Annotated in this window: 30 protein-coding genes; 7 read left to right on the forward strand and 23 right to left on the reverse strand. The window is 54.9% G+C overall.

Features of this window, described 5'->3' with window-relative positions:
* From CRO19_RS23240 to CRO19_RS23270, 7 genes are all read right to left on the reverse strand, one after another.
* Entirely contained in the window at nt 1–1,332 is a 1,332-nt protein-coding gene (locus CRO19_RS23240) for a sensor histidine kinase (RefSeq protein ID WP_097098191.1), read from the reverse strand.
* 93 nt (nt 1,333–1,425) lie between these two features.
* Nucleotides 1,426–2,202, reverse strand: coding sequence for an ABC transporter ATP-binding protein (locus tag CRO19_RS23245; RefSeq protein WP_097098192.1), 777 nt, complete (start codon nt 2,200–2,202; stop codon nt 1,426–1,428).
* Complete coding sequence (locus CRO19_RS23250) at nt 2,199–2,885, reverse strand: ABC transporter permease (protein WP_097098193.1); 687 nt, start codon at nt 2,883–2,885, stop codon at nt 2,199–2,201. Before CRO19_RS23250 ends, CRO19_RS23245 begins: the two co-directional genes overlap by 4 nt.
* A gap of 9 nt (nt 2,886–2,894) precedes the next feature.
* Nucleotides 2,895–3,614 (reverse strand): ABC transporter permease, encoded by a 720-nt coding sequence (locus CRO19_RS23255; protein ID WP_097098194.1) that lies wholly within the window; start codon nt 3,612–3,614, stop codon nt 2,895–2,897.
* Between the two features lie 12 nt (nt 3,615–3,626).
* Nucleotides 3,627–4,475, reverse strand: a complete 849-nt coding sequence (locus tag CRO19_RS23260) for a transporter substrate-binding domain-containing protein (protein ID WP_176519240.1) — start codon at nt 4,473–4,475, stop codon at nt 3,627–3,629.
* A gap of 21 nt (nt 4,476–4,496) precedes the next feature.
* Nucleotides 4,497–5,684: a M20 metallopeptidase family protein gene (locus CRO19_RS23265; protein ID WP_097098196.1), complete on the reverse strand. Its 1,188-nt coding sequence runs from the start codon at nt 5,682–5,684 to the stop codon at nt 4,497–4,499.
* Between the two features lie 251 nt (nt 5,685–5,935).
* Nucleotides 5,936–6,826, reverse strand: a complete 891-nt coding sequence (locus CRO19_RS23270; RefSeq protein WP_097098197.1) for a LysR substrate-binding domain-containing protein — start codon at nt 6,824–6,826, stop codon at nt 5,936–5,938.
* Nucleotides 6,827–6,931: 105 nt separating this feature from the next.
* On the opposite strand from CRO19_RS23270, the gene CRO19_RS23275 reads away from it, so the two are divergent.
* Nucleotides 6,932–7,636, forward strand: coding sequence for an SDR family oxidoreductase (locus CRO19_RS23275; protein WP_097098198.1), 705 nt, complete (start codon nt 6,932–6,934; stop codon nt 7,634–7,636).
* 190 nt (nt 7,637–7,826) lie between these two features.
* The gene (locus tag CRO19_RS26310; protein ID WP_320204529.1) at nt 7,827–7,958 is read left to right on the forward strand and encodes a hypothetical protein; all 132 of its coding nucleotides are present in this window, start codon (nt 7,827–7,829) and stop codon (nt 7,956–7,958) included.
* A gap of 1 nt (nt 7,959) precedes the next feature.
* Here CRO19_RS26310 and CRO19_RS23280 read toward each other — a convergent pair whose 3' ends face one another.
* Nucleotides 7,960–8,892, reverse strand: coding sequence for an AraC family transcriptional regulator (locus tag CRO19_RS23280; protein ID WP_097098199.1), 933 nt, complete (start codon nt 8,890–8,892; stop codon nt 7,960–7,962).
* A gap of 160 nt (nt 8,893–9,052) precedes the next feature.
* On the opposite strand from CRO19_RS23280, the gene CRO19_RS23285 reads away from it, so the two are divergent.
* The gene (locus CRO19_RS23285; RefSeq protein WP_097098200.1) at nt 9,053–9,787 is read left to right on the forward strand and encodes an SDR family oxidoreductase; all 735 of its coding nucleotides are present in this window, start codon (nt 9,053–9,055) and stop codon (nt 9,785–9,787) included.
* A gap of 20 nt (nt 9,788–9,807) precedes the next feature.
* Here the strand turns inward: CRO19_RS23285 and CRO19_RS26180 are convergent, their stop codons facing one another.
* The 13 genes from CRO19_RS26180 to CRO19_RS23345 form a co-directional block, all read right to left on the reverse strand.
* On the reverse strand, nt 9,808–9,957 hold the full coding sequence (locus tag CRO19_RS26180) for a hypothetical protein (protein ID WP_176519242.1): 150 nt from the start codon (nt 9,955–9,957) through the stop codon (nt 9,808–9,810).
* A gap of 40 nt (nt 9,958–9,997) precedes the next feature.
* On the reverse strand, nt 9,998–10,693 hold the full coding sequence (locus CRO19_RS23290) for a DJ-1/PfpI family protein (protein ID WP_097098201.1): 696 nt from the start codon (nt 10,691–10,693) through the stop codon (nt 9,998–10,000).
* A 62-nt stretch (nt 10,694–10,755) separates the two neighbouring features.
* On the reverse strand, nt 10,756–12,282 hold the full coding sequence (locus CRO19_RS23295) for a sodium:solute symporter family protein (protein ID WP_097098202.1): 1,527 nt from the start codon (nt 12,280–12,282) through the stop codon (nt 10,756–10,758).
* Nucleotides 12,279–12,548, reverse strand: a complete 270-nt coding sequence (locus tag CRO19_RS23300; RefSeq protein WP_097098203.1) for a hypothetical protein — start codon at nt 12,546–12,548, stop codon at nt 12,279–12,281. The genes CRO19_RS23295 and CRO19_RS23300 overlap by 4 nt, the downstream gene beginning before the upstream one ends.
* A gap of 147 nt (nt 12,549–12,695) precedes the next feature.
* Nucleotides 12,696–13,637, reverse strand: coding sequence for a choline kinase family protein (locus tag CRO19_RS23305; protein WP_320204530.1), 942 nt, complete (start codon nt 13,635–13,637; stop codon nt 12,696–12,698).
* Nucleotides 13,634–14,566 carry a phosphotransferase gene (locus CRO19_RS23310; RefSeq protein WP_097098204.1) on the reverse strand — a complete coding sequence of 311 codons (933 nt, stop codon included), beginning with the start codon at nt 14,564–14,566 and terminating at the stop codon, nt 13,634–13,636. The genes CRO19_RS23305 and CRO19_RS23310 overlap by 4 nt, the downstream gene beginning before the upstream one ends.
* Nucleotides 14,563–15,834: a Zn-dependent hydrolase gene (locus CRO19_RS23315; RefSeq protein WP_097098205.1), complete on the reverse strand. Its 1,272-nt coding sequence runs from the start codon at nt 15,832–15,834 to the stop codon at nt 14,563–14,565. The genes CRO19_RS23310 and CRO19_RS23315 overlap by 4 nt, the downstream gene beginning before the upstream one ends.
* On the reverse strand, nt 15,773–16,570 hold the full coding sequence (locus CRO19_RS23320) for a DeoR/GlpR family DNA-binding transcription regulator (protein ID WP_097098206.1): 798 nt from the start codon (nt 16,568–16,570) through the stop codon (nt 15,773–15,775). The genes CRO19_RS23315 and CRO19_RS23320 overlap by 62 nt, the downstream gene beginning before the upstream one ends.
* Nucleotides 16,571–16,660: 90 nt before the next feature.
* Nucleotides 16,661–18,085 (reverse strand): amidase, encoded by a 1,425-nt coding sequence (locus tag CRO19_RS23325; RefSeq protein ID WP_097098207.1) that lies wholly within the window; start codon nt 18,083–18,085, stop codon nt 16,661–16,663.
* 328 nt (nt 18,086–18,413) lie between these two features.
* Nucleotides 18,414–19,382, reverse strand: coding sequence for a magnesium/cobalt transporter CorA (gene corA / locus CRO19_RS23330; protein WP_097098208.1), 969 nt, complete (start codon nt 19,380–19,382; stop codon nt 18,414–18,416).
* A 43-nt stretch (nt 19,383–19,425) separates the two neighbouring features.
* Nucleotides 19,426–19,896, reverse strand: a complete 471-nt coding sequence (locus CRO19_RS23335; protein ID WP_097098209.1) for a GNAT family N-acetyltransferase — start codon at nt 19,894–19,896, stop codon at nt 19,426–19,428.
* A gap of 50 nt (nt 19,897–19,946) precedes the next feature.
* The gene (locus tag CRO19_RS23340) at nt 19,947–20,267 is read right to left on the reverse strand and encodes an AzlD domain-containing protein (protein ID WP_097098210.1); all 321 of its coding nucleotides are present in this window, start codon (nt 20,265–20,267) and stop codon (nt 19,947–19,949) included.
* Nucleotides 20,257–20,931, reverse strand: coding sequence for an AzlC family ABC transporter permease (locus CRO19_RS23345; protein ID WP_097098211.1), 675 nt, complete (start codon nt 20,929–20,931; stop codon nt 20,257–20,259). The genes CRO19_RS23340 and CRO19_RS23345 overlap by 11 nt, the downstream gene beginning before the upstream one ends.
* Nucleotides 20,932–21,033: 102 nt before the next feature.
* On the opposite strand from CRO19_RS23345, the gene CRO19_RS23350 reads away from it, so the two are divergent.
* The 4 genes from CRO19_RS23350 (at nt 21,034) to CRO19_RS23365 (ending at nt 23,390) form a co-directional block, all read left to right on the forward strand.
* Entirely contained in the window at nt 21,034–21,582 is a 549-nt protein-coding gene (locus CRO19_RS23350) for a helix-turn-helix domain-containing protein (protein ID WP_097098212.1), read from the forward strand.
* 139 nt (nt 21,583–21,721) lie between these two features.
* Entirely contained in the window at nt 21,722–22,243 is a 522-nt protein-coding gene (locus CRO19_RS23355) for a GNAT family N-acetyltransferase (RefSeq protein ID WP_097098213.1), read from the forward strand.
* A gap of 69 nt (nt 22,244–22,312) precedes the next feature.
* Nucleotides 22,313–22,498 (forward strand): tautomerase family protein, encoded by a 186-nt coding sequence (locus CRO19_RS23360; protein WP_007886101.1) that lies wholly within the window; start codon nt 22,313–22,315, stop codon nt 22,496–22,498.
* Between the two features lie 151 nt (nt 22,499–22,649).
* A complete protein-coding gene (locus CRO19_RS23365; protein WP_097098214.1) occupies nt 22,650–23,390 on the forward strand; it encodes a GntR family transcriptional regulator in 741 nt (246 codons plus the stop codon).
* On the opposite strand, the gene CRO19_RS23370 is transcribed toward CRO19_RS23365, so the two are convergent.
* Both CRO19_RS23370 and CRO19_RS23375 read right to left on the reverse strand, forming a co-directional pair.
* Nucleotides 23,377–24,357 carry a PfkB family carbohydrate kinase gene (locus CRO19_RS23370; protein WP_097098215.1) on the reverse strand — a complete coding sequence of 327 codons (981 nt, stop codon included), beginning with the start codon at nt 24,355–24,357 and terminating at the stop codon, nt 23,377–23,379. The genes CRO19_RS23365 and CRO19_RS23370 overlap by 14 nt on opposite strands.
* Nucleotides 24,344–25,360 (reverse strand): ADP-ribosylglycohydrolase family protein, encoded by a 1,017-nt coding sequence (locus CRO19_RS23375; RefSeq protein ID WP_320204540.1) that lies wholly within the window; start codon nt 25,358–25,360, stop codon nt 24,344–24,346. Before CRO19_RS23375 ends, CRO19_RS23370 begins: the two co-directional genes overlap by 14 nt.
* Between the last annotated feature and the right edge of the window lie 13 nt (nt 25,361–25,373).

Consider the following 25,373-nt stretch of genomic DNA (forward strand, 5'->3'; position numbering starts at 1 on the left):
TTACTCCGCCAGTTGGAAAATTAAGGTTATTTCCGCGCCGCCCTCAGCGCGATTCGCCAGCCTGAGCTGACCATTCATGCGTAACATCAGGCTCTCTACCAGCGTCATGCCTAATCCCATGCTATTGGCGCGTGAGCTGTAAAACGGCATGCAGGCCTGCGCCAATCCTTCCGCAGAAAAACCTGGGCCGTTATCGCTGATGGTGATCTTGATGCCGTGCGGAGCATGCTCCGAAACAATTTTTACCCCTGCATCAGCGCGGCCTTGCTGCATATGTATCGCGTTCTGAAGCACATTGTGGAATACCTGTTCCAGCCATTGAGGATCGCTCATTACCTGCACCTGATGGTGCTGGAATTGCTGATGCAGCGCGACATTGCCCTCTTCCAGTTCTTGTTGCAGCAATAGCGTCACCCGGCGCCATACCGCTTCCGGGTTGACGGCACTCATCGTCACCGGACGTTCACTGACAATATCGCGAAAGCGCTGTAGCAAGCCGGCGAGACGCTCGGTTTGCAGGCTCATGGCGTTAAGCGCTTGCGGAAGATTCTCGTATTTGCCCTGCTTTAACAGCAGCTGACTGCTGTGCAGCCAGGTGTTAATCGCGGTCAGCGGCTGGTTGATTTCATGAATAATTCCCGCGGTAAATTCTCCCAGCGCTTCGCGACGTGAACGTTGAAAATATTCAGCGCGCAGGCGCATCGCCACATGCTGGCGCCAGTGTCGCAGCAGCCATCCGCCCAGTGCACCGATCGCCAGCCACACCAGCAGCGCCAGCACAAAAGGCAGCAGGTGCAAAGCTCGCCAGTCAGGATTCGCACTCCCTTTCAGTAAGAAAGGTTGATAGTGATTGATAAACGGCCGCTGCCACTGCCAGCGGGCAGTCTCAGAATAGGCCGCCGCCTGAATGGCGGGCTGCGCATGGATATGGAACGCAAGCGCGAGCGCGACATCCGGCGTTTGCAAGGCAAAATGCAAATCCACCAGCATGCGGATCTGCCGATAAGGATTGTAAAGCCAGTAGCGTCCGCCGCTCACCTCTTCAAAGCGCGGCGCGGTAAGCGGACGATTAACGGTATGCTCCAGCAGAACAATCTGCGGGAATTTTGTTTGCAGATCGGCAAGCTTTTCATCGCCAGTGAGCAGCGGCAACAGCGTTTCGTTCTGCGTTTGATAGGCAGCCAGGCGATTAAACTGCTGATGAAAATGCGCTTCCGCCGCTCGCTGCTGCTGCAAAATTTGATCGGCAAACAGCGCTATCAAGGTGATCAGCACAAGCAGGAGCCAGGCCAGCCAATACCTTTTCATCCATGGGCGGTAAGTGTGAGGCATAATTTTCCGTCGCTCGACAATGAAAAAACCCTCCGTTGAGAGGAGGGCGATTTTTCCACACTTTGCTTGGGAAAACCATTAGCACTATTCTGGTTAGCTGTTGCGCTGCAAGTGACTCGTGACAAAGGCGCGACAGCGTGCAGACAGGGGATCGCTAAACACCTGCTGCGGCGAACCGGCTTCCTCAATCTTGCCCTGATGCAGGAACACCGCTTTATTCGACACATCGCGCGCGAAACCCATTTCATGGGTCACGATAATCATGGTGCGCCCCTCCTCCGCCAGGCTGCGAATGACGCGCAGCACTTCGCCCACCAGCTCCGGATCCAGCGCCGACGTTGGCTCATCAAACAGAATCGCTTTCGGCTGCTGCGCCAGCGCACGCGCAATGGCTACACGCTGTTGCTGACCGCCAGAAAGCTGCGACGGCCAGGCGTTGCGTTTTTCATACAGACCCACTTTGTGCAGCAGCGCTTCAGCCTCTTCTATCGCCTCTTTGCTGCTGCGCTTTTGCACATGCACGGGCGCTTCGATGATGTTCTGCAACACCGTTTTATGCGGCCACAGGTTAAAGCTCTGGAAGACAAAACCCAGCTGCATGCGCATCAGTTTAATGCGGCGTTGCTGCTCGCGACTCAGTTTCTCATCGGCGTTGTCGATGGTGACCACTTCGTCACCCACCGCTATTTCTCCGCCCTGCGGCACTTCCAGAAACGGGATGCAACGCAGCAAGGTACTTTTGCCCGAACCACTGGCTCCAATCAGTGATATCACATCGCCATCCTGCGCCGTCAGGCTGATGTCATGCAGCACTTCATGCCCGCTATAACTTTTTCTGAGATGGCTCAGGGCGATAGTGGGTTTGCTCATGGACGTGCTCCAACGTGATAAGGGGACAAACGGCGCTCCAGCAGCGCCACGGCTTTACTCACCAGCACGGTCAGCAGCAGATAGATAATTGCCGCGCTGATAAAGACCTCCAGCGCGCGAAACGTCTCAGAGACGATCGAATCGGCAATGCCGGTCATCTCCATCAGGCTAATGGTACTCACCAGCGACGTGGATTTGATCATCGAGATAATTTCGTTGCTGTAAGCCGGGAGTGCCTGACGCACCGCCAGCGGCAGCGTGATACGGCGCAGTGTGGTAAAGCGCGACATGCCGCTCACCTTTGCGGCTTCCAGCGACTGCACGCTTACCGCATTCAGGCCACCGCGCAGAATCTCTGAGGTGTAGGCTGCATCATTAAGCACCAGCGCAATCAAGCCGCACCAGTAAGGATCGCGCAGCAGCGGCCACAGTACGCTTTCACGCACCGCTGGCAAACTGCCAAGGCCATAATAAATCATGAAAATCTGAATCAGCAGCGGCGTACCGCGAAATACCCAGACGTAGAAACGCGTCACGTAGCTGCCAAGCCGATTTTGTCGCAGCAGGTTAAGCAGCAGCGCCAGTATGCCGCCGCCGAGCAGGGATAGCAGCGCCAGGTTGAGCGTCAGCGGCAGGCCACGCAGCAATGCCGCTAGCGTGTTTTGCAGAAAAGTAATGTCCATTGTGGCTCCTTACAACCGCGCGCGTTGCTGGCCGCGCATGGCCACTTTTTCCACATAGCGGAAAACAAAGTCAGAACAGGTGGTGATAATCAGGTAGATCACCGCTCCCACGCTGTAGAAGAAAAACGGCATCTGGGTGGAGTTCGACGCGGTGGAAATCTGATTCATGGTTTCCACCAGACCGGTCACCGACACCAGCGCCGACTCTTTGATCACCGACTGCCACTGATTGCCCATGCCCGGCAGCGCGGTTTTCAGCGCCTGCGGCACAATCATGCGGCGGAACAGCATCAGGCGGCCCATCCCCGTCACCGTAGCGGCTTCCAGCGTACCTTTCGGTATGGCATAAAATGCCCCGCGGAATACGCTACTTTGATAAGCGCCGGAAATCAGACCGATGGCGATGGCGCCGGCGACAAAACCGTTCACATCGAACGGACCTTGCAGCCCGAGGCTTTCCCCCACGAATGACACCACCTGACGTCCACCAAAGTAAAACAGGTAGATCACCAGCAGTTCCGGTACGCCGCGAAACAGCGTGATGTAGCCACTAGCGAGGCGCTGTTGCCAACGCGCGCCACCAATCTGCATCCAGCACAGCAGGCTGCCAAGGATCGCCCCCAGAACCCATGCACACAATGAAACGGTGACGGTCACCGTGGCGGCGTTAAGCAACACGCCGCCCCAACCTTCGTCACCAAACCCTAAGAGTTGCCAATCAATAGCCATAAGCGCCTGAAATTACTCCGCTGGTGCGACGTTTTCGCCGAACCATTTTTCAGACAGCTGCTTCAGCGTGCCATCTTTGATCATTGAATTTAGCGCGCTATCCAGCGCAGCTTTTAGCTCAGGATTGTTTTTCTGAATCGCAATCGCCGACCCCTGGCCCAACACGCCACCTGAGAAGCCATAACCGGTGCTGTTCACGGTATCCGCATGTTTTTTCACATAGGCATTCAGGTTGGTGCGTGACGCCATCACCGCATCAACGCGGCCGTTAAGCAGATCGGCGAAGGTTTCCGGGCCGGCCTGATAGGTACGAATCGTCGCCACATCGGCCAGATATTTGTTAAGGAAGTCAGCCTGGATGGTGGCAACCTGCACCGCGATGGTTTTGCCTTTGAATTTCGCTTTCAGCGCGTCAATGGATTTGGTCATGCCCGCTTCGTCATTCGCCAATACCACTTCGCCATTGCCCGGCAGCGTATCAACCGCACTGCCCTTCAGGGTAACGAAACCCGAAATACTCACGGTGTATTGGCGGGAGAAATCCACCACTTCTTCACGCTTTGGCGTGACGGTCACGGCATCAATTACCGCGTCATATTTACCGTCGACCAAACCTGGAATCATACCGGACCATTTCTGCGCCACGATTTCGTATTTAAAACCGGCGCGCTTAGCGATTTCCGCCACCATATCCGGTTCATAACCAACGATTTTGCCGCCTGGCGTAGATTGGTTAAACGGCGGATAAGCGGCTTCGGTAGCAAATTTCACCGTGCCAAAATCTTTGGCTTGCACCAGCGCGGAAGAGGCAAGCAGCAACATGCCCACAGAGGCGGTAAACAGTCCTTTACGCATCATCATAAAACCTCAGAGTTCGTTATTTTAAGAGAGTAAATCAATGGCTAAACGGGCTAGCGCCTGCGTGCCGGCATGGATGCTGCGCTCGTCGGGTTGATAATCCGAATTGTGCAGATGATCGTCGCGCCCTGGCGCGCCGGAGCCAATGTGGATCTGACAGCCGGGCACGCGCTCGGTAAACAGTGAAAAATCTTCGGCACCAAAGCTGGCGCTCGGTTTAGCAACGATCGCTTTACCAAACTGATGCGACAAAATCGGTTCCAACGCGTCGATTAACCCATCGTCGTTCATTAACGGCGGTACGCCGCGCTGATAATTGACCTCAACGCGCACATTCAACGACAGCGCCACACCGGCGCAGATGCGCTTAAACGCTTCTTCGATATGCGTCCGCGCGGCTGGCGATTTGGCGCGTACCGTGCCCTGCAGTAGGCAGCTATCAGAAATAATATTGTGGGTGGTGCCGCCATGAATGTGGCCAATGGTCAGCACCGCCGAATTGGCCGGATCGAGTTCGCGCGAAATGATGGTTTGCAACTGGCTGACCAGGTTCACCGCCGCAATGATCGGATCGGTGCCCATATGCGGACGGGCGGCATGAGTCGATTTACCGTGCACCACCACATCAAATTCGTCGCTGGATGCGGTGCTGGCACCACGCGTCAGGCCAATTTCGCCCGCGGCCAGCTCCGGTTTGTTGTGCAGGGTGATGGCGAGATCGACGCCGTCCGCCGCGCCATCGGCGATCATCGCTTCGGCACCGCTTTCTGGCGTCTCTTCCGCTGGCTGGAAAATTAACCGCAGGGTGCCATGCAGTTGTGCACGGTAGTACGGCACAATCGCCGCCACACCCAGCAGGGTCGCGGTATGAATATCATGCCCGCAGGCGTGCATTTTGCCCGGATACTGGCTGCTGAACGACAGGCCGGTTTGTTCGTGGATCGGCAAGGCATCCATATCAGCGCGTAACAGCACGGTTTTACCGGGATGCGCGCCCACGATATCCACCATGACACCGGTTCTGCCGACGCCCGTCTTTGGCACCAGTCCAAGGCGCAGCAGTTCCTGCTCAACGAGCGTGGCGGTACGCTGGGTATCAAAACCCAGCTCCGGATGCGCATGGATATCACGACGAATGGCGATGAGATGCGCCTGCATGCTTTCGCTTTTGGCGCTGATGTCCCTGGCTAAAACATCTTTATGATCGGTCATGTTTGCGGAGATCTTTCTCAGGCGTAAACCTGGCCTTTATGGCATTTTTATTAAAATTGATTCCTTATTTATTCACAGCACCCGGCAGAATGCAACGCACAATGCTTATTGTTACTTACTGAATTTGCGTACTATTTTTCTAATCCACTGCTCTGGCAGGATAAAAACTCACTTCTGCATCATTAAGCAGTTATAACATTCATGATCCAGCGCGGATCATCAGTTTTACTGATTTCGTTATTGAACAAAAATCAACCGTGAACCTGCGTTAAAAGCCAGTCACGCACCGCTTGCACCGTCGCAGGCTCACGTGGGCGTTTTGGCCACACCAAATACCAACCCGCATCTATCGTCATTTGTGTGCCAAACGCTACGACCAATCGCCCGCTCGCTACATCGTTCTGCACAAAATGTGGGCTGGTGAGCGCGATACCTTGCCCGCCGATCGCCGCTTCGAGCGCCAGTGCCGTTTGATTGAAGCGCAGATGATGCTGATGATGCAGCGACTCATGGGGGAAGATGAATGAGAGAAATGCGGGCCAAAGGTGATGACCATCGTGCAATAGTGCATAGCGCAGGCAATGATTGATCTCGGCAGGATCACCCAACTCGGCAAGCAGCGTGGGGCTTACGACCGCCAGCACCGTTTGGCTGAACAGCATACGGGCATCGAGACCGGCGCCGAACGGTGGCCGGCCATAGCGCACTGCTAAATCGACACCTTCATGATGAAACTGTACCAAACGTTCGGAAGCCAGCACGCGTAGATCGATATCCGGCCAGGCAGCGGTAAAATCCGGTAAGCGCGGCAGCATCCAGCGGCTGGCAAAGGTTGGCGTTACGCTGAGAGTTAAACGGTTCGGTTCAGGGCGCAGCGTGCGCGTAGCTTCATCAATTAATTCAAATGCCTGGCGGATACTCACGGCATAACCCGCCCCCGCGCTGGTCAAGGCCAGCGTGCGTGGTAATCGATCAAACAGTTTCAATTCGAGGCTGGCTTCCAACCCGCGAATTTGTTGTGCCACCGCGCCTTGCGTCACGCCTAATTCTTCCGCCGCCAAACGAAAATTGAGATGGCGCGTTACCGCTTCAAAGACCTTCAACGCATTCAGCGGAGGTAGCGCGCTAAATCCCTGGTTCATCCTGTAGTTTTCCTATCGTCAACTGGCAAAAAGAGTGGCTCTCTGCGGTCGAAATTAGCACTTATACTGGGTTTAAGCGATGTTGACTTATAAGGAAGAGATACTATGACAGTAGAAAAAGTTGCAGTTATCGTTGCTGGCGGCAGCGGCATGGGCGCAGCAGCGGCTGAGAAGCTGGCGAGCGAAGGCTACAAAGTGGCGATCCTCTCCTCTTCCGGAAAAGGTGAAGCGCTAGCAAAGCAATTAGGTGGTTTGGGCGTGACGGGTTCTAACCAGTCGGTAGATGATTTGCAAAAGCTGGTGGATCAAACGCTGGCGCGCTGGGGCCGTATCGATGTGCTGGTGAACAGTGCGGGTCATGGTCCTCGTGCGCCGATTCTGCAATTAAGCGATGAGGATTGGCAGCGCGGCATGGAGACCTATTTCCTCAATGTGGTTCGGGCCGCGCGGCTGGTGACGCCAATCATGCAGAAACAAGGCGGCGGCAGCATCATCAATATCTCTTCGGCGTGGACGTTTGAGCCTACCGATATGTTCCCCACGTCGGCCGTTTTCCGCGCGGGTTTAGCCTCGTTCACTAAAATTTTCGCAGATACCTACGCGGCAGATAATATTCGCATCAACAATGTGCTTCCGGGATGGATTGATAGCCTGCCGAAAACCGATGAGCGCCGTAACAGCGTACCTTTACAACGCTATGGCACTTCTGAAGAGGTGGCTGCGACCATCGCCTTCCTCGCTTCGCCGGGTGCCGCCTACATTACGGCGCAAAATATTCGCGTTGATGGCGGCGTGACGCGCAACGTCTGATCAGCAGCATGTCTCGTAAAGCCGCCAGAGATCCTCACCTTATGGCGGCTTTGCCGTTTTACCCTCAAAAAGCAAGACGGGTCTCGTCGCTCTTACGCCTTACAAACGGTCAGAATGTTCACGTTCGCGGACGCTATTACCCTGATTTCGCCCGCCAATCTCTCTATTGATATTCTGAAGTGAGGCCACTATGCATCCTATTTTACGTTCACAATTATCCAGACTTTTTGCCGCTGAGCGCCACCGGGTGTGGCAATGGATGCTGACGGGTTGTGGCCTGTTTTGGATTGTCGTGGTGGTTGCGGTGATGAGCATTCGTTAAGTCAGTGTGCCTGTAGCCTGCCGGACAAATGCTCCGGCGGTAACAGCTCAAAAGCCCGCTTCATTTCCCGCGCCTCCTCCGCCGGACTACGTCCAAACATCCGTTTAAACTCCCGATTAAACTGCGAATCACTTTCATATCCTACCCGCGCCGCAGCGCCAGCGGCCGTCAGATTGTCGCGAATCATCATCAGACGCGCCTGATGCAAGCGCAGCGATTTAACATATTGAATCGGCGAAGTTTGTGTCACAGTTTTGAAATGCAGATGGAAACGCGGCACGCTCATGCCAGCTTCCTTCGCCAGAGAAGGCACATCCAGCGGCTGACGCCAGTCGGCATGAATCCGCTGCAAAGCACGGGCAACCCGGCCAAAATGGCCCTGATAGGTTAATGCCGCGCGCACCGCGCCGCCCTGTTCGCCCATCAACATGCGAAAACAGATCTCTTCCACCCGTGCGGGTCCTAACACCTTGGCCTCAAGCGGATCGCTTAATGCTTCGAGCAAGCGCAGCGTGCTTTGGGCTAACGCCCGATCGATAGGCGTAGAAATGATGCTCGCTGGTGTAGCAGCAATGGCTGTTTGCCCGTGAGCCAGTTGCGCCACCAACCGCGCCACCATCGCAACATCCAAACGAATAGCAATGCCCAGCAGTGGTTCTTCGGAAGTGGCTTCCGTCTCCGCAGAAAATGGCAGAGGTACCGACAGCACCAGATAGTGTTGCGCATCGTAGCGATACATTTTATCGGCGAGAAAGGCGCGTTTCGATCCCTGGCAAATGATGATGATACTCGGTTCATACAGCACCGGCGTGCGCGCCCATTGCCGATCGGCACGCATAAAGCGCACGCTGTCCAGCAGTGATTCGGTATAGCCTTCCTGACGTGCCAGCTGACTAAGTAATGCGCAGGTTTGCTGTTGAACGGTACGCGACATGATCACTATTCCTGTGAGAGATTCAGGCAAAGAATAGCGTTTAAAATCAGCGATGCGCAACGGCGGCGAGATAATCAGGCAAACATACGCCACAATCCGGTCTGTTTTGCCTGGCGTGATGCATCGACAATAACCTCGTCAACTCAACGAGGAATACGTCATGACCCAACGCAATCCAAAAGTCATTATTTTAACCGGCGCCAGCAGCGGTATTGGCGAAGGCATTGCGCGCCATCTGGCACAGCTTGGTCATCAGCTCGTGCTCGGCGCGCGCCGCACCGACCGTCTCTCAACGCTGTGCGAAGAGCTCCGTTCTTCTGGCGCCAGCGTGGATTATTTAGCCACCGATGTCAGGCAGCGCGCTGATACACAACAGCTGGCCGATTTTGCCCTGGCGAAATATGGCCGCATTGATGTGATGATCAACAACGCGGGCGTGATGCCGCTGTCGCCGATGAGTTCAATGAAGGTTGAGGAGTGGGACTTGATGCTGGACGTCAATATTCGCGGCGTACTTTATGGTATCGCGGCGGTGCTGCCCACCCTACAGGCGCAGCAGTATGGCCACATTATTAATATCGCTTCCGTCGGTGCGCTAACCGTTTCGCCGACCGCTGCAGTCTACTGCGCCACCAAGTTCGCGGTGCGCGCCATTTCCGATGGCTTACGCCAGGAATCACCACAGCTGCGCGTTACGGTGATTAATCCCGGCGTGGTGGAGTCTGAACTGGCTGACACCATCACCGATAGTGTGGCGCAGGAAGCCATGAAGCGTTATCGCCAGATTGCACTCAAACCCGAAGCGATTGCCAAAGCGGTGAGCTGGGCCATCGATCAACCTGGCGACGTTGATACCAGTGAAATCACCGTACGCCCCACAGCCAGCGCCCATTAACCTGCAAAGCCGTGGCGATTTCAGGCTGAAATCCGTAAAAATCGCTGCGGCGTTTCCCCCATCAAACGGCGAAACATGTCGTCATCAATAAGCCACATGGTCATTACACCGGAATTAATGGCCGCGGCAAAACCGTCTTGGTTATCACACATGACGACCGCTACTTCCATCTTGCCGACCGCTGCCTGAAGCTGGAATGGGGACAGTTAGTCAGCGCTTAAGACGCGCTGCGGCCTGCTCGGTTGCCACGCAACGGCGGGCAATAAATTCTGCTATCTGCGCTTTCGCCTCTGCCAGGCGCGCCGGTGAGGCACTGCGTGGAGAACCAGAATGGAATGGCGGTGCCGGATCGTACTCCATTTGCAGTTGGATATTTTCCGCAATCTCACGTCCAAACAGCTCTTCCGCTACCGTTAAGGCGAAATCGATGCCCGATGTAACGCCTGCGCCAGTGATACGGTTGCGGTCACGTACCACGCGCTCTGACACCGGCGTGGCGCCCAGCAGGCTAAGCTGATCGAGCGAACCCCAATGCGAGGTCGCGCGATATCCCTGCAATAATCCTGCAGCACCCAAAATCAGCGAACCGGTACACACCGACGTTACCCACTGTGCGTTTTCCGCCATGCGGCGCACGAACTCCAGCGTGTCGTCATCGTCCATCAGCGCAATCTGCCCGGGACCGCCGGGGATGCAGATCAGATCGAGTTTGGGGCAGTCAGCAAACGTGGCGGTGGGCACGATGGCCAGGCCACGATCGGACATCACCGGCTGCCGATCTTTCCAAATCAGATAATTAGTGACGTTCGGCATGCGGGCGAAGACTTCCCACGGACCGGTCAGATCGAGTTGCGTTACGTTGGGATACAGCAGCAAACCAATAGTCATAGACGAAGAAGCGGCCATGATAATCTCCATGAGCAATCAGAGCGTTATCATGGCCTTGCTTTTCAAAGGAACGCAATGGATTAATTCAGCAGGGGTTTGGCCTGCGGCTGTTTCACACCGTCTGCCAGTGCAAACAGTGCTGCCACCCGCTCTTTCTCTTTAGCATCAACCGGGATCAGCAGGCCGCAGATCACAAACACCGCGACGTTACCCGCCAGACCGACAATGCCGCTGGTCAGTGAACCCAGAGCCGGTATGTCATCCGGATAGAATACCGTCAGCACAATGGCGATAATGATGCCGCTCATCATGCCGAGCAGCGCGCCTTGCTTGTTGCCAAAACGACTAAAGATGCCGAAGAACAGCGGTACCGCCAGCTGAATAATGCCCTGATACGAGATCTGCGCCAGCAGCTGCAACCGCGAATAGTTAAAGGTGAAATAAGCCAGCAACGCGGCGGCGACAATAAACACCACCATGCCTGATTTCGCCAGCACCGTTAACTGACGATCGCTTCGCGGTTTATTCCAGGTGGCGAGATCATTGGCGAACTGCGTGCCACATACCTGCACACACCCATCCACGTGACCAATGCTTGCCGCCAGCACAATCACTAGGGCGATTGCCAGCAGCCACGGGCCGCCTTGATCGAACAACGCGGTAAAGAAGCCGTTTTGTGGATTGGCCTGCACGTTTGCATCCTGGCTCACCGCGGTCGCAAACAGCATCAGGATGGCGTAGAAACCGCCCACCAGCAGAATAGTCAGCAGCGTACCTTTCTTCACTGCGCGAATACCGCTGGCGGTATAGATGCGCTGGAAGCTCATCGGCCAGCACATCGATCCGATAACGCCGGTGAAGATCAGGCTGAACATGTACCACGGACCGTAATGCGAGCCTTCCGCACCTGGAATTTGCAGCATTGCCGGTGGCAGCGAGGCGAGTTGACCAAAACCGTGATCGCCGCTAAATAGCAGGATGACACACACCAACGCGCCCAGCCCGTAAGCGATAATGCCCTGATACATATCGGTCATGATCAGCCCACGCATGCCCATGCTCACCGTCCAGTACTGCCGCACCAGAATCAACAATACGCCTGCGATTAGGCAAGTGGTGACGCCCCAGCGGCCAAAACTGGCGAATTCAACCAGTAGCGCGAGAGCCTGAATCCCCATGACCACCCACGGGAATACGCAGATAATGCCGATGATTGACGCCACGCGTTTCACTGCCGGACTGTTGAAGCGCATGCCCAGCAGATCGGGTTGCGTGGTCAGGTTAAAGTGTTGCCCCCATTTCCACGCGCGACGCGCCATCAAATACATCGCCGTTACGCCTAACGTGGAGTAAACCGCACCGTAAAAACCGATCACGCCACTGACCGACAGGGCGAAGAACGCGGTAAAGGTTGCGCCCGGCCACCATGAGTTGGTATAGCTCATGGCGATATACCACGGCCCGTACGAGCGCCCGCCGACGGCATAATCGGAAAATGACGTGCTTTTACGATTGGTGGCATAAAGCACCGCGATCATGATGGCCAGAAATAGGCCAATCATGCCGAAAGTAATGACGTAGTGGGGTTCTGCCGCACTGATTTTCATGATACTTCCTCATCGGCCGGAATTTCACCAAATGCGCATTCCGCGAGATACATTACCCATAAACCAATACCTAAAAATACGGCTATCGCCAGCCAGTAAATAATCGGTAGCGGAATCCCAAGAAACAGAGCGCTGCTGCCACTTACACTTAAATAAAGTGGTGGGCAAAGCGCTAACAGTAATAATGCAAGCAGATAGATGGAAAAGACTTTATTTTTAATACTTATGCGGGCGCGCAGTTGTTGCCCGATGACCATCGAACTCATAGCGATCTCCTCAACGTTTATTGACGGTTTGCGCACTCCCTTACCTGCTGAAAACAGCATCTTCCTGGTGAACTTAAAACACTTCAAGCTAAAACAGATTGAATAGCAGGTGCCTATGAATGTACACCCAGTGTGGCGACCGGCGGTTTATACCGCTCGCAGCCAATTCTCCCAGTCGGGATGATGTAATACACTGCGAGCGCGTAAATTCTTCCAGGCACCATATTTTGAAAAATCAAAATCAATATCTGCCACATGATGCTGAATAATAGCCCAGGTAGACCACTTCATATCGGCAAGATATTTATGGATCTGCACGCGCGCAAATAAAGCGCTATCCACTTTGCCAAAATAATCTTCCAGTAATTCGTGTTCAATTTGCGGTGTGAAAAACATTTCGCCAAACCACAATGCTAATTCATAGCAACGATCGTTATTTGACGCATATTCGAAATCCACCAGCCGAATATCCTGCTGCGCATTGAGCATGAAATTGCCGGCAAGCGTATCGTTCATGCAGGGTACTAAATCCAAACCGGCGGCCTCTAACGCCTGTTGTGCTCGCTCGGCTTGTTTGTGCAGCCATATCGCCTCTGCTGTAAAGACCACATTGAGCGCTTTGACTTGTTCAATGTGTTCGTTGAGCATGTCGAACACCGTTTTGTTCTGCTTGAGCAAAGGCTGATCGTTAAAGCTTTTCAGCCCATGCAGCGCGCGATGACGAATGGCCGGCTGCTGAAAATCGAGATTAGACGAGGCGCGCCAGCCATCAATAAATTCGAAGACTTCAACACCTAACTCGCGTAGAAAGGCCACCACCGGCACGCCGTAACCGGTTTGTGCGGCTTTCAGGCTCGCTTCATGTGCGGTTTCGCGGTTAATAAAGCGTTCGGTGCCTTCGCCGGGAATTTTGACAAAGTAGGCGCACGGCGCACCGTCGACTGAGACATGCCAGTTTGCGTTGGAAATTCCGCCGCTGACCGGACGATAATGTACCGCTCTGCCCTGCCATTCTGGCATGGCTGCAATTGCCTGCTCTACGCGCTGTTCCTGCCAGTTTTGAGCTTCTCCGGGACGTTTGCTCATCATGCTGCCTCCGCCGTTAGGGTTAACCATCGTTCAAAACGAGGATCGCTGGCGCTTTGTCGACAGCGCAGCAGCATCCATTGCCCTAGCTTGGCAAACTCAAGACCACGAGAACTGATGCTGCCGTTCAACATGCCCCACAGCGTCCAGTGATAATCATCAACCAGCGCGTACAGGCGGCAGCGCGCGACATCCGCTTCGCTACAGGCGCCACGCCAGGCACGAATTGCATCGCGCCAGCGATCGTCAGTGGGCAACTGTTCGTGGATCAAAGTAGCAATATCGTACCAGGCATCGCCCTGCGCAGCATAATCAAAATCCAGCATTTGCCAGTCGCCTTTGCTGTTGATCATCCAGTTGCTGGCAATATTGTCGCCGTGAATCAGCACGGGCTGATACGGCACAGCATTCAGTGCCTGCCAGGCCAAATCAACACACTCGCCGAGCCAAAGGAGGTCGTCCGGTAACACCACATTTTGCCGGGCAATGTGCTGACGCAGCTGCAACATATCCTGCTGACGCTGCTGGCTTGGCAGCGGTAAACCGGCGTGATGCAGTTTATCCAGGGTACGAGTGAGCGCGCTAAAGTGACGCGGATCGCGGAAGGTCTCCAGCTTCGCCCAGCGATAATCGGCATCCAGCGCCGCAAAAATCAGCACACCTAAATCGGCGTCAACGTGACAGAGTGCTGGCGCAATGCCCAGTTCTCCCGCCTGGCGGCTAATTTCCGTGGTGCGCTGCAGGTCGATCAGCGATTTTTGATCATCAAACAGGACTTTGGCGTAATAGCGTGTCTCCGACGCTGTAACATAAAATCCCGCCCACTCCGTTGCTAAGCGATGCGGCGAAGCCACACCTGCGGTACCCGGCGCTATCACCACGCGTTGTGAAGGCTGCCAGCGCGCCAGCGCCTGCTCTAAACGTCCCATCATTCTGCGGCCTCCGGCGCTAAGCTGAGTTCACTGAGCATCGCCATCAGCACATCTAATCCGCGATGCAGATCTTGCTCGGCGGTAAATTCCCGTTCGTTATGCGAAAGCCCATTCACGCTCGGGACAAACAGCAACGCGCTGGGGCAGTGATAGCTCAGGCTGATGGCATCATGCCCCGCGACACTGCGCATTGGCATGGCGCTGAATCCCAGTTTTTCCGCCTGCGCCAGCGCCAGCTGACTGAGGCTGTTATCCAACTGCTGACGCGGACGAAATTGTGCGCGGTCGAGGCTGACATCCGTCGCGGTTTGCTGGGCAATGGATTGCATCTGCTGACTGAAGCTGTCACGTAGTTGCTGCAGCAGTGCTTCATCAACAGAACGAAATTCGATAAACAGCGTTGCTTCACGGGTCACCACGTTAGGTGAATTGGGCGCCGTTTCCAGACGGCCAACCGAAGTATGTAGTACCTCGCCGTGGCGATCGGCTTCAGCGCGCACCGCTACAATGGTCAGTGCCGCAGCTAACAGCGCATCGCGTCGGCGCGACATCAATGCCGGACCGGTGTGATTTTGTTCGCCGCGAAAGGTCACCTGCCACTTCAGTGCTGCCCAGGTTTCCGTTACTACCCCAATCTGTTTTTGCTGTTGCTCAAGATGTGGACCTTGTTCAACATGCAACTCGAGGTAAGCCGCTAACGGCAGCGGGGGCAATGCGTTACCGTCATAGCCAATGCTGCGCAGTGCGGCTTGCAATGTCACACCTTCAGCATCTTCACAGGCCAGCGCGTGTTTAAGCGACAGTGCGCCAGTAAAGACAGAACTCCCGGTTAAGCTGGGTTGAAATCGCGCGCCCTCTTCGTTGGTCCAGTTTACTACCGCCAGATTACGCGCTGGTTTTTCGCTTAACTGACGCACCAGCGCCGCGATAGTGGCTGCTGCGCCGGTTACGCCGTATGCGCCATCGAATCGTCCGCCCTGCGGTTGACTGTCAAGATGTGAGCCGCACAGGATCCACGGCGCTCCTTCAACCAGCGTCATTAAGCCAAAAATATTGCCAATTTCGTCGACATGAACCGAAAATCCCTGCTGCTTCAGCCAGAGGCAAAAGGCATCGCGCATCTGTTTATCCGCAGCCGAAGCAGTAAGACGATGCAGACCACCCGCGTCAGTGGAACCAATGCTGCTGCTCAGCGCGAAAAGCGCGTCAAACGCCTGATAGTCTTGTGATGTCATCCGCGGCCGTGCCGGGATGGAGGATGTTGACATGTGCATTCTCCAGACTCGCTACAAAAGCTGCCGCAGGAGGCGCATTGGTCACTAAGGTGTCGACCGCGCTAAACGGCAGCGTATTCACAAAGGTTCGCAGTCCAAATTTGCCTTCATCCGCCAGAATCACACTCTGACGGCAGTGCGTGCTCAGCACGCGCCGTAACAACGCCTCAGGCTCTTCGTAGTCCATAAAGCCGTTTTCCCGATCCACTGCGCCAATGCCCATGAAAGCGATGTCGTAGTGAAACTGCCGGGCAAACTCCAGCGTATGGGGGCCAATCAGTGCGTTATCATTTCGCCGAACGCGCCCTGGTGTTAGCGTCACAGCGTTCTCGCTTTGTTGCGTTAGCAACGCGGCGATATCCATCGAATTAGTAATAATTTTCAGACGCGAAAAGCGCGTTAACTGCTGTGCCAGCGCCAGGGTTGAGGTGCCCGTATCAAGAAATAGTGCCATCCCCTCCTCCACCAGATCGCTGGCTAACTGTCCAATTCGCACTTTCGCCCGCGGTTTGATACGGCTGCGAATTTGCAGCGGCTGCTCCTCGCTGGAGACCGGCAAAATGGCCCCACCGTGCACTCGCCGTAATACGCCCTGCTCTTCAAGAAACTTCAAATCACGTCGAATAGTCTCTTCCGAGACCACAAACTTTTGCGCCAGCTCGGTCACGCGCACCCGTTTTTCGTGGCTCAAAATCCGTTTAATTTCATCGAGTCGCGGCTGATTGATCATGCTTACCCTTATGTTTTGCGGAGAAAAAACCAAGTATACCTGTAAGTTGATCTCCGCTTTGCCAACACGCGATTAATCCGCTCGCGACGGTTAGAGCGCAGGGCAATGCTGGTCCCACGGCATCAACGCTTCCAGCGCCGCGCAGAACTGCAGGACATCCGCTTCGGCGTAACGCCGGCCAACAACCTGCAATCCCACCGGTAGACCTTCAGGGGTAAATCCGCAGGGTAGGGTGGCAGCGGGATTACCACTCAAATTGAACGGCCAGGTAAAGGGCGTCCAGCGCGCCCACTCCACGCCGCTCTCACCCGCAGGTTGCGTTTCCGGCACGTGGCGATCGGCAGCAAAAGGCAAAATCGGCAACGTAGGCGTAATCAGCAAATCCACCTCATCGAACAGCGCATGTACCTGATTGGCGAAAGCCGCACGCTGTTTTTGTGCCGCAAGATAATCAGCCAGATCGAGATGCTGCGCGCGTTCTATTAATGCAGCAAAGCCGGGATCGAGTTTGTCTAGCTGCTGTTTTAAGGCTGCACCGTAAGCAACACCCCGGCCGCCGCTCCACAACGTATCAAAGGTATCGAATGGCGTTGACCACTCCAGCGAACGGGCGGTCAGCGTGACCGGTAAGGCATGCGCAATATGTTCAACGGCCTGCTCAACACAGGCGGCAATACGATCGTCCACCGGCGTATTAAACAGCGTTGGGCTGTAGCGCACCCGCAGCGGGGCTAACGGCGCATCACAGCGCTCCAGCCAGGATTCGGTTTTAGCGGGCAGCGCCTGATGGTCGCGTGCATCCGGACCGGAGAGCAGATCAAACAGCAGTGCGCTATCGCGTACCGTACGCGTCATCGGCCCGGCATGGCTGAGCATTTCAGTGGCGGACCATGGCCAGGTGGGAATGCGCCCCAGCGACGCTTTAAGTGCAAAAATGCCGCAAAAGGCCCCGGGAATTCGGACCGATCCCCCGCCATCCGAACCGAGTGCCGCAGGCACCATGCGTGCCGCCACGCTAATTGCCGAACCCGAGCTGGAGCCGCCGCTGGTAAGCCGGGGATCCCAGGGATTACGACCGTGGCCAAAAACCCGTGAATAGCTCGACCCCGTCCAGCCAAATTCGGTGGTCGCGGTTTTGCCAATAAGGATGGCTCCCGCTTGCTTGAGACGCGCAATGATTGGCGCGTCACTGTCGGGAACATTATCAAGTGAGGTCAGCGAGCCTTTGGTCGTGCGCAGGCCAGCTGTTGAAAACAGATCTTTGATGCCAAAAGGGATGCCATGTAAAGGTCCACGCAGCACGCCCTGCTGACGCTCCAGGTCACATTGATGCGCGTCTTCAAGCGCTTGCTCAGCGTAAACATCGCCAAACGCATTCAATGTGGGATTGTGGGTTTTTATGTTTTCCAGGCAGCGCGCAACCAATGCCTCACTGCTGAGCTCACCCGCGTGCATTTGCTGCGATGCGCCAAGAACATCGGGCACGCTCTGCGATAAATTAGGTTCAACCGCCATTTTAACGCCCTGCCTTTCGCCTCAATAATGAGACGATAGTGGCAAGTGTTGATGTGCGAATCAAGCCCGCACAGTGTGACTAATGTGGGATATGTTGTTTTTATCAGGGTGCAGTAATAGGAAAAGCCGATGGCTAAAAACCGGTAAAAATGACAGCAAGGTGACGAAAAAATGAAGAGTCATTTTTTAAAGCCGTATCCGCCCTCAGTTTTTCGCTTTGTGCAGCGGTGACGTTATTTTGCGTGGCAAGCAGCGGAACACGTCCTGAGCGGTCCATTGCAGACCGCTGTGATAATAAAAAAGTCTGAATAAAAAAGCGTCTGATGCGTTACAGCCAACTCGCTTTTTTCAGCCGCCACCACATCACACAACAAATCACTACCGTTACGCCCACCACCGCCGGATAGCCAAAGTGGGTATGCAATTCGGGCATATCGGGGAAGTTCATGCCATACATGCTGAAGATAATTGTCGGTACGATCAGAATTGCACCCCAGCCGGCAAGTTTTTTATTCACTTCACTTTGCTGCACAGATACCAGCGCCAGATTCACCTGCATGGCGCTGGTGAGCATCTCACGCATGTCTTCGGCATCGATCATTACGTGATGCGCATGATCCTGCACATCACGTAGATAGGCGCGCAGATTTTTCGGAATGATATCTTCATGGAAGCGCACCAGCTGCTGGCAGATTTCAGTCACTGGCAGCGCCGCGTTGCGCAGCGCCAGCAGTTCACGCCGCAGATGATATACATTTTGTAGCGCATCGCTGTCGAAGCGGGTAGTAAACATCCCCTCTTCAAGTCCACCAATGCGCTCATTCAGTGATTCGGTGATTTTGCTGTAATTATCGACAATGAAATCAAGAATACAGTAGAGCGCATAGCCCGGTCCGCCACACAACATCGCGTGATTTTTCTCTGCTTTGCTGCGAATTTCCGCATAGCCCTCTGATGAACCATGACGCACGGTGATCAGGAAGTTTTTACCTAAGAAGAAGTGGGTTTCGCCAAAGCTGATGCGTTGTAGATCGTCCATATGTGCAGTTTTCACCACGATGAACACGGAATCGCCATACTGTTCAATCTTGGGTCGCTGATGTGCCACCAGCGCATCTTCGATCGCCAGTTCATGCAGGCTGAATTCCTGTTGCAGCGTCTGCATAAAGGCCGGGTCGGGCTGATATAACCCCATCCAGACGAAGGAGTTTTCCTCTTTGAGCACTTCGCTAATGTCGGCGACATCGACATGCTCTTCGCGCTTGCCGTGACGATAGGCGACGCAGTTGATTACCATATTTGGCCGGTCCTTGTTGTTTGCACCTTGAATCATAATAGCCTTAAAGATCGCGAACCATTTCAACGCAGGCGAGATCGGCCTGGGCCAGCGTTGAGGGATAAAGCGCTTCGCGCACCACGCTAAAACCGTGGCGCTGATAGAAACTACTGGCATTAGGGGTGGCGGCCAGCGTCAGTTGGGAGAAACCGCGCTTTTTCGCTTCATCGATAATCGCCTGCATGATAGCGCTAGCGTAACCTTTGCCGTTGCAGGCGGGCAGCGTAAATATGGCTTCAACGCTGCCGCTGTGGAGATCGAGAAAACCGGTCGCAGCCACGCCGTGTTCCGGATCATCGATAACGTAAAACGGATTGCTTTTCACCGCCTCGAAATAGCCGAGGGGTAACGTATCGGGCGTCCATGCCGCGATAACGTCAGCCGGATAAACCGATTGGCAACCGTGGCGAATGGCGAGATTACGAATGCGCCACAGCGCGGCGGTTTCATCGCAGCGGGCTAAACGCGGTTTCATTGCTCCTCCTGATGGCTATTAATCTGTGATGCTTCACAGTAGCAAAATTATCAGGGGACGCCTAAATAACGCAGCAAGGCGGTCATCAACGCCGCGCCAATGATCACCAGAATCAATGGTGTGCGGCGCCAGGCGAGAAATACCGCAAACAATACGCCTGAGATGCGCGCCACGCCGGCGAAGTGGGTACCTTCAAATAGCGCCGTCGTCACCGCCACCGCCAGCAGCAAAACCGTGGCCGCGTCCGAAAGCATATTGCGCGCGCGATCGGACATCTGCATGCGGCTTCCCAGGCGATAACCGGCAAAGCGGATGGCATACGTTCCTACCGCCAGCAGCGCTATGCCAGCAACGATCAGATTATTTTGCATTTTTACGCTCCCGCCAGCTGAGTAAGCCCAGCAGTGAAAACAGCACCGGCATGCCAGCAGGAACAAACGGCGTTGCTAATACGGATAATGCGGTGCCAAGGGTTGCTGGGATCAGCGTGCGACGCTGACGCAACGCCGGGAAAATCAGGGCGATCAAAATCGCTGGAAATACCGCATCAAGACCAATCGCCGAGACATCAGGAATAAAGCGCCCGATCACTGCACCGCCGATGACCGTCAACGGCCAGATAGTGAAGATCCCTAATCCACAAATCCAGTACGCCGCACGACGCTGAGCCAGCTTTGGTTGGGAGATCCCAAACACGACGCTTTCATCATTCATGATGTGGCAGCCCAGCAGGCTGCGACTGCCCTTGCCGACTAAATCCTTTACCGCGATACCGAATGGCAGATGACGGGCGTTGACCAGTAAACCCGCTGCGGCTGCCGTCAGTGGACTACCACCGCCCGCGACAATACCGATAAACAGAAATTCCGACGCGCCCGCTAGCACTAAGGTTGAGAGTGCAATGGGTACCCATAGCGGAAAACCTTCAGCGGCCGCCAGTGAACCATAAGAGAGCCCGACAATGCCATCGGCCAGACAAACCAGAATAATTGCTTTGATTACACCGCGATCAAGCGGCACTGCACCCAGACGCATCACAATTTCATCTCATATCGAACAAGAAAGACGTTATAATGAACGCACCACGAGTGTTTTACAAGATGAACAAATTGTTCGATATAAAGAACAGGAGCAGGTTTGACCACGCCAATTGACATTATTGCTGTTGGATTATTGCGCGAACGCCAGCGCGCGGGGCTATCGATAACCGAAGTAGCACGCCGAGCGGGGATCGCTAAGTCAACGCTTTCACAGCTTGAGGCGGGCAATGGGAATCCCAGTCTCGAAACGCTATGGGCACTTTGCGTGGCGTTGAACATACCTTTTGCACGGCTGATGGAGCCTGAAGTTAAGCGCCTGCAGGTGATTCGCCGGGGCGAAGGGATGGTGGTATCAGCAGAGATGGCGGATTATCAGGCTGCATTGCTGGCAAGCTGTCCGCCCGGCGGACGGCGCGATCTTTATCTGATTACCAGCCAGCCTGGCGCACCGCGCGCCTCAAAACCTCATCCTCCGGGATCGGTAGAACATATCATTATTGCGCGCGGCCGGGCGCTGGTGGGCCCCAGCGATGAACCTGTCGAACTGCATCCCGGCGACTACATCTGCTACCCCGCTGACGAACCGCATGTATTCGAAGCATTAGAAGCGGACACAATGGCTGTACAGTTGTCGGAGCAGAATTAAGGGCGGCCCTCTATCGTAAGGTGCGCATTGATGCGCACCCGAAAATATCAATCCATCACAATTTCCTATTGTTAAACCCGGTGATTAGCGTGCGGCCTGATGGCATGCTGTGATTTTCTACGCTGAGAATCAGGAACATATGGACATCATTCCCGCTCGACCTCATCACGCTGCTGCCATTCAGAAAATCTACGCCTGGCACGTAATACACGGTACTGCGACCTTTGAAACCGAGCCGCCCTCTGAAAGCGAAATGCAAAATCGCGTGCTGGATGTGCAGCAGCGCGGCGGGTTTTGGCTGGTGGCACAGGAAAATGATCGCGTGCTGGGTTACTGCTATCTGGCACCGTATCGCCCGCGCTATGCCTATCGATTTACGCTGGAGGATTCGATTTATCTCGATACGGAGCAAACCGGTAAAGGCATTGGACGTGCGCTGCTGCAAAAAGCCATCGCACTGGCTGAAGCGGCGGGGTTTCGTCAGATCATCGCGATTATTGGCGATAGCGCCAATGAGGGCTCGCTGGGATTACATCGCGCTCTCGGGTTTGAGCACACTGGCATAATGAAGTCGGTCGGTTTCAAACATGGCCGCTGGCTCGACACCGTGGTGATGCAGCGTTCACTTGGTCTCGGAGACAGCCAACCGCCTGAACGTTAATCGCAATGCCCCTGCACGGCAGGCCTGCGCTGAGGTATGCTGAACATCCACCATTAAGGAGATGCAGATATGCCCGAAATCGTTGTGTATGCGGCGGAAGGTCGTACGGTTGAGCAGAAGAAGAAATTATTGCGAGCGGTCACCGCGGCGGTGGCGGATTCGTTTGAGATCGATGCCAATTCGGTGACGGTTTCCATCATCGAAACGCCAAAACACCATAAATCAAAAGGCGGCGTGCCATTTGACGAGCGGTGAAAGTAGTTAAAGTGTGAAAAGCCCCGCTGGGGCTTTTATTGTTTTTAAAGCATTTATTAGTGATATCCATGCTAATCGAGTGCTTCGCACGCGCCGAAAAGTCAGTATCATAGCGTTCTGCCGCTTACTGGAATGAGTGATCTATTTTGCTATGACCAATCAAACTGCACTATTTTCGCGGCTGACTTCAATCCTTGCCGATGAAAGCCGTACCCCGCTGTACAAACGCTTCGCCACCGCAATTAAAGATGCGGTGCGTGAGGGAATGTTAGTGCATGAGGAGATCCTGCCAAGCGAACGCGAATTTAGCCAACTGCTGAACATCTCACGTATCACCGTGCGTAAGGCCATGGATTCGCTGGAAAAAGAGGGCGTGGTGCTGCGCTCACGCGGCTATGGTACGCAGATTTCCAGCCAATTCGAATATTCGCTGAAAGAACCCAAGGGTTTGTCACAGCAGGCGGTTTTGCGCGGCAAAAAACCTGATACGGTGTGGATCAACAAAAGCAAAATTCACTGTAGCGCTGAGATTGCTGAGAAGCTGGGGCTGAGTATTGGTAGCGATGTCTATCTGCTCAAGCGTATTCGTTATGTCGACGAACAAGCGGTATCGGTTGAAGAATCCTGGGTACCGGCGCGCTATATAGCCGACGCGGATGCGATTGGTATTTCGCTTTATGATTACTTCCACCAGCAGCAAATTCTGCCGGTGAAATCGCAAAGTCGAGTAAGCGCTCGCATGCCGGACGAGGCGCTCCAGCAGCAAATCGCCCTGCCCGCCAATGTGCCTGTTCTGGTGATTAAGCAACTGGCAATGGACGCACAGGGCAATCCGCTGGAGTACAGCATCAGCTACTGCCGCAGCGATATGTACGTGTTTATTGCTGAGTAAAACGCTGTTGCCAATAGGCGCTTAACGTGGCGCGATCGGGCGCACAATCGCCGCCACGCTGCGATACCACGTAAGAGGCCACCACGTTGCCCAGCGCAACGCTTTCCGCCAGTGACCAGCCTGATGCCAGTCCCGCCAATAAGCCACCAGCGTGGCTGTCGCCTGCGCCGATGGTATCCACAACGTTGGTAGCCAGCGCCGGGATCCAACCTTGCGTATCTGCGTTAACGAAACCGGCACCTTCGCTGTCCAATCGCACCACCATTGCACCAGCAAAACGTTGCTGCCAGCGCGTCATCAACTGCCGAGCATCAAAGGGTTCAGGCTGGCCGAGGCGCTCATACCACAGCAGTTCCGCCTCCTGTCTGTTCACTGTAATCAGTGGATGGCATGCCATAATCTGCTCGAACTGTGTATCGCCGATATCCGCCAGACGTGGGCCGAAATCCACCAGCAGCTGATAAGGTCGGCTTTGCTGCTGCAGCCAGTCAATCAATACATCACTGCTTTTGCTGGTCAGTTGATAGCCGGAGAGATAGATCCAGCGATTGGTCGGCTGCGGGAGTGTGCTGAGCAACGTTGCATCCCACAGATTTTCCACGCCGCTCACCGACAGAAAGGTGCGTTCACCATCGGGTTCAACCAGCGCCAGGCACCAACCGTTATCGCCTTTCGCCGTTTCCAGCACGCTGTGAATACCGTATTCCGCTAGTTTCTGACGAATAATGCTGGCCCAGGTGCCAGTGCCCAGCGGCAGCGCGTTGATTGATGGAATTCCCAGGCGATGCAGCGTAATCGCCACATTCAGCGCGCATCCGCCTACATTGACGCCCTGCTGCTGAAGTTCAATATCGCTGCCTCGATGGGGCAATGAGTAGGCATCTGCAATCACATCAACCACCGCTGCACCTACCACGCATACCGGCAGACGGCCTTCGAGTCGCGCCAGATCGTCAGGCGTTAACATAGGCGGCCTCCCGCTGCTGACGGAAACGGGTGAAAGCGGCGCTATAGCGGGTGAAATCCAGTGCGTTGGCGGCGTCCAACTCGGCTTTCAATTCGCTATCAATGCTATCGATGCCATTCAGCGCACCACAGATGGCGACCGCCATCGCGCCGATGGTGTCGGTATCACCACCGAGATTGGCACACAGGATCGCGCAACGATTAGGATTGGTCTCAGCCAGTTCCACCATGGCAATGGCTGCTGGCACTGATTCAATGGTGCTGGTTCCAGTGCCAACCAGATCGTAAATTTGCTGCATGGTCGATTCCACGCCCCTGCCCTGCTTCACCACATCCAAAGCCAGCTCCAAACGTGCCGCCATGGAAGCGCTAAAGGTGGTCACCCGCTTTTCCTGCGCTGCACGTGCGATAGCGGGAAGCTCATCACGAATGGATGTCCAGCCCGCACCGTCAATGGCACGGGACACCGCCCAGGCAATGACTGTCGCACCGGAAATGGCTACGTCAGATTTATGCGTTGGACTCGACGCCAGCGCGACGGCATCAATAAACGCTGAAAGATCATGTGCAGGCAGCAGACAGCCGAGCGGAGAAACGCGCATCGCTGCACCGTTTGTCATACCGTTGTTTTCAAGCTGGGATACTGGAGTGCCAGCTTTCATCGCGTTAAGCGCCATTTTGGAGGTGGGCCCCAGTACGTTCTTATTGAACGCATCAAACGCCTCCGCCCATTGCAAAATATTCGCTCCAATGGTTTCCGCATTGATCTCGCCCTCGTGAGTTACGATGGCATCGGCCAATGCCAGCGCCATCGACGTATCATCAGTAAAAGAGGCACGGCCAAAATAGCAGGCGGCATTATTTTCAGCCGGCCCGGGCAGAAACCGGTCGATCCAGCCGAAGTGTTGCTTTACGCGGGATCGCGGCCACAACTCTGATGGCATGCCCATTGCGTCCCCCAGTGCCTGGCCGTAAAACGCGCCTAAAATCCTTTTTTCTTGCAGTGTCATCGTCATG

The sequence above is a fragment of the Candidatus Pantoea floridensis genome (assembly GCF_900215435.1).
In the GTDB taxonomy this organism is placed as follows: Bacteria; Pseudomonadota; Gammaproteobacteria; order Enterobacterales; family Enterobacteriaceae; genus Pantoea; species Pantoea floridensis.

Bases quoted from the DNA above. Each gene is read 5' to 3' on its own strand.
- CRO19_RS23240 (WP_097098191.1), bottom strand. From the start codon at position 1,332: ATGCCTCACACTTACCGCCCATGGATGAAAAGGTATTGGCTGGCCTGG.
- CRO19_RS23245 (WP_097098192.1), bottom strand. From the start codon at position 2,202: ATGAGCAAACCCACTATCGCCCTGAGCCATCTCAGAAAAAGTTATAGC.
- CRO19_RS23250 (WP_097098193.1), bottom strand. From the start codon at position 2,885: ATGGACATTACTTTTCTGCAAAACACGCTAGCGGCATTGCTGCGTGGC.
- CRO19_RS23255 (WP_097098194.1), bottom strand. From the start codon at position 3,614: ATGGCTATTGATTGGCAACTCTTAGGGTTTGGTGACGAAGGTTGGGGC.
- CRO19_RS23260 (WP_176519240.1), bottom strand. From the start codon at position 4,475: ATGATGATGCGTAAAGGACTGTTTACCGCCTCTGTGGGCATGTTGCTG.
- CRO19_RS23265 (WP_097098196.1), bottom strand. From the start codon at position 5,684: ATGACCGATCATAAAGATGTTTTAGCCAGGGACATCAGCGCCAAAAGC.
- CRO19_RS23270 (WP_097098197.1), bottom strand. From the start codon at position 6,826: ATGAACCAGGGATTTAGCGCGCTACCTCCGCTGAATGCGTTGAAGGTC.
- CRO19_RS23275 (WP_097098198.1), top strand. From the start codon at position 6,932: ATGACAGTAGAAAAAGTTGCAGTTATCGTTGCTGGCGGCAGCGGCATG.
- CRO19_RS26310 (WP_320204529.1), top strand. From the start codon at position 7,827: ATGCATCCTATTTTACGTTCACAATTATCCAGACTTTTTGCCGCTGAG.
- CRO19_RS23280 (WP_097098199.1), bottom strand. From the start codon at position 8,892: ATGTCGCGTACCGTTCAACAGCAAACCTGCGCATTACTTAGTCAGCTG.
- CRO19_RS23285 (WP_097098200.1), top strand. From the start codon at position 9,053: ATGACCCAACGCAATCCAAAAGTCATTATTTTAACCGGCGCCAGCAGC.
- CRO19_RS26180 (WP_176519242.1), bottom strand. From the start codon at position 9,957: ATGGAAGTAGCGGTCGTCATGTGTGATAACCAAGACGGTTTTGCCGCG.
- CRO19_RS23290 (WP_097098201.1), bottom strand. From the start codon at position 10,693: ATGGCCGCTTCTTCGTCTATGACTATTGGTTTGCTGCTGTATCCCAAC.
- CRO19_RS23295 (WP_097098202.1), bottom strand. From the start codon at position 12,282: ATGAAAATCAGTGCGGCAGAACCCCACTACGTCATTACTTTCGGCATG.
- CRO19_RS23300 (WP_097098203.1), bottom strand. From the start codon at position 12,548: ATGAGTTCGATGGTCATCGGGCAACAACTGCGCGCCCGCATAAGTATT.
- CRO19_RS23305 (WP_320204530.1), bottom strand. From the start codon at position 13,637: ATGATGAGCAAACGTCCCGGAGAAGCTCAAAACTGGCAGGAACAGCGC.
- CRO19_RS23310 (WP_097098204.1), bottom strand. From the start codon at position 14,566: ATGATGGGACGTTTAGAGCAGGCGCTGGCGCGCTGGCAGCCTTCACAA.
- CRO19_RS23315 (WP_097098205.1), bottom strand. From the start codon at position 15,834: ATGTCAACATCCTCCATCCCGGCACGGCCGCGGATGACATCACAAGAC.
- CRO19_RS23320 (WP_097098206.1), bottom strand. From the start codon at position 16,570: ATGATCAATCAGCCGCGACTCGATGAAATTAAACGGATTTTGAGCCAC.
- CRO19_RS23325 (WP_097098207.1), bottom strand. From the start codon at position 18,085: ATGGCGGTTGAACCTAATTTATCGCAGAGCGTGCCCGATGTTCTTGGC.
- corA (WP_097098208.1), bottom strand. From the start codon at position 19,382: ATGGTAATCAACTGCGTCGCCTATCGTCACGGCAAGCGCGAAGAGCAT.
- CRO19_RS23335 (WP_097098209.1), bottom strand. From the start codon at position 19,896: ATGAAACCGCGTTTAGCCCGCTGCGATGAAACCGCCGCGCTGTGGCGC.
- CRO19_RS23340 (WP_097098210.1), bottom strand. From the start codon at position 20,267: ATGCAAAATAATCTGATCGTTGCTGGCATAGCGCTGCTGGCGGTAGGA.
- CRO19_RS23345 (WP_097098211.1), bottom strand. From the start codon at position 20,931: ATGCGTCTGGGTGCAGTGCCGCTTGATCGCGGTGTAATCAAAGCAATT.
- CRO19_RS23355 (WP_097098213.1), top strand. From the start codon at position 21,722: ATGGACATCATTCCCGCTCGACCTCATCACGCTGCTGCCATTCAGAAA.
- CRO19_RS23360 (WP_007886101.1), top strand. From the start codon at position 22,313: ATGCCCGAAATCGTTGTGTATGCGGCGGAAGGTCGTACGGTTGAGCAG.
- CRO19_RS23365 (WP_097098214.1), top strand. From the start codon at position 22,650: ATGACCAATCAAACTGCACTATTTTCGCGGCTGACTTCAATCCTTGCC.
- CRO19_RS23370 (WP_097098215.1), bottom strand. From the start codon at position 24,357: ATGTTAACGCCTGACGATCTGGCGCGACTCGAAGGCCGTCTGCCGGTA.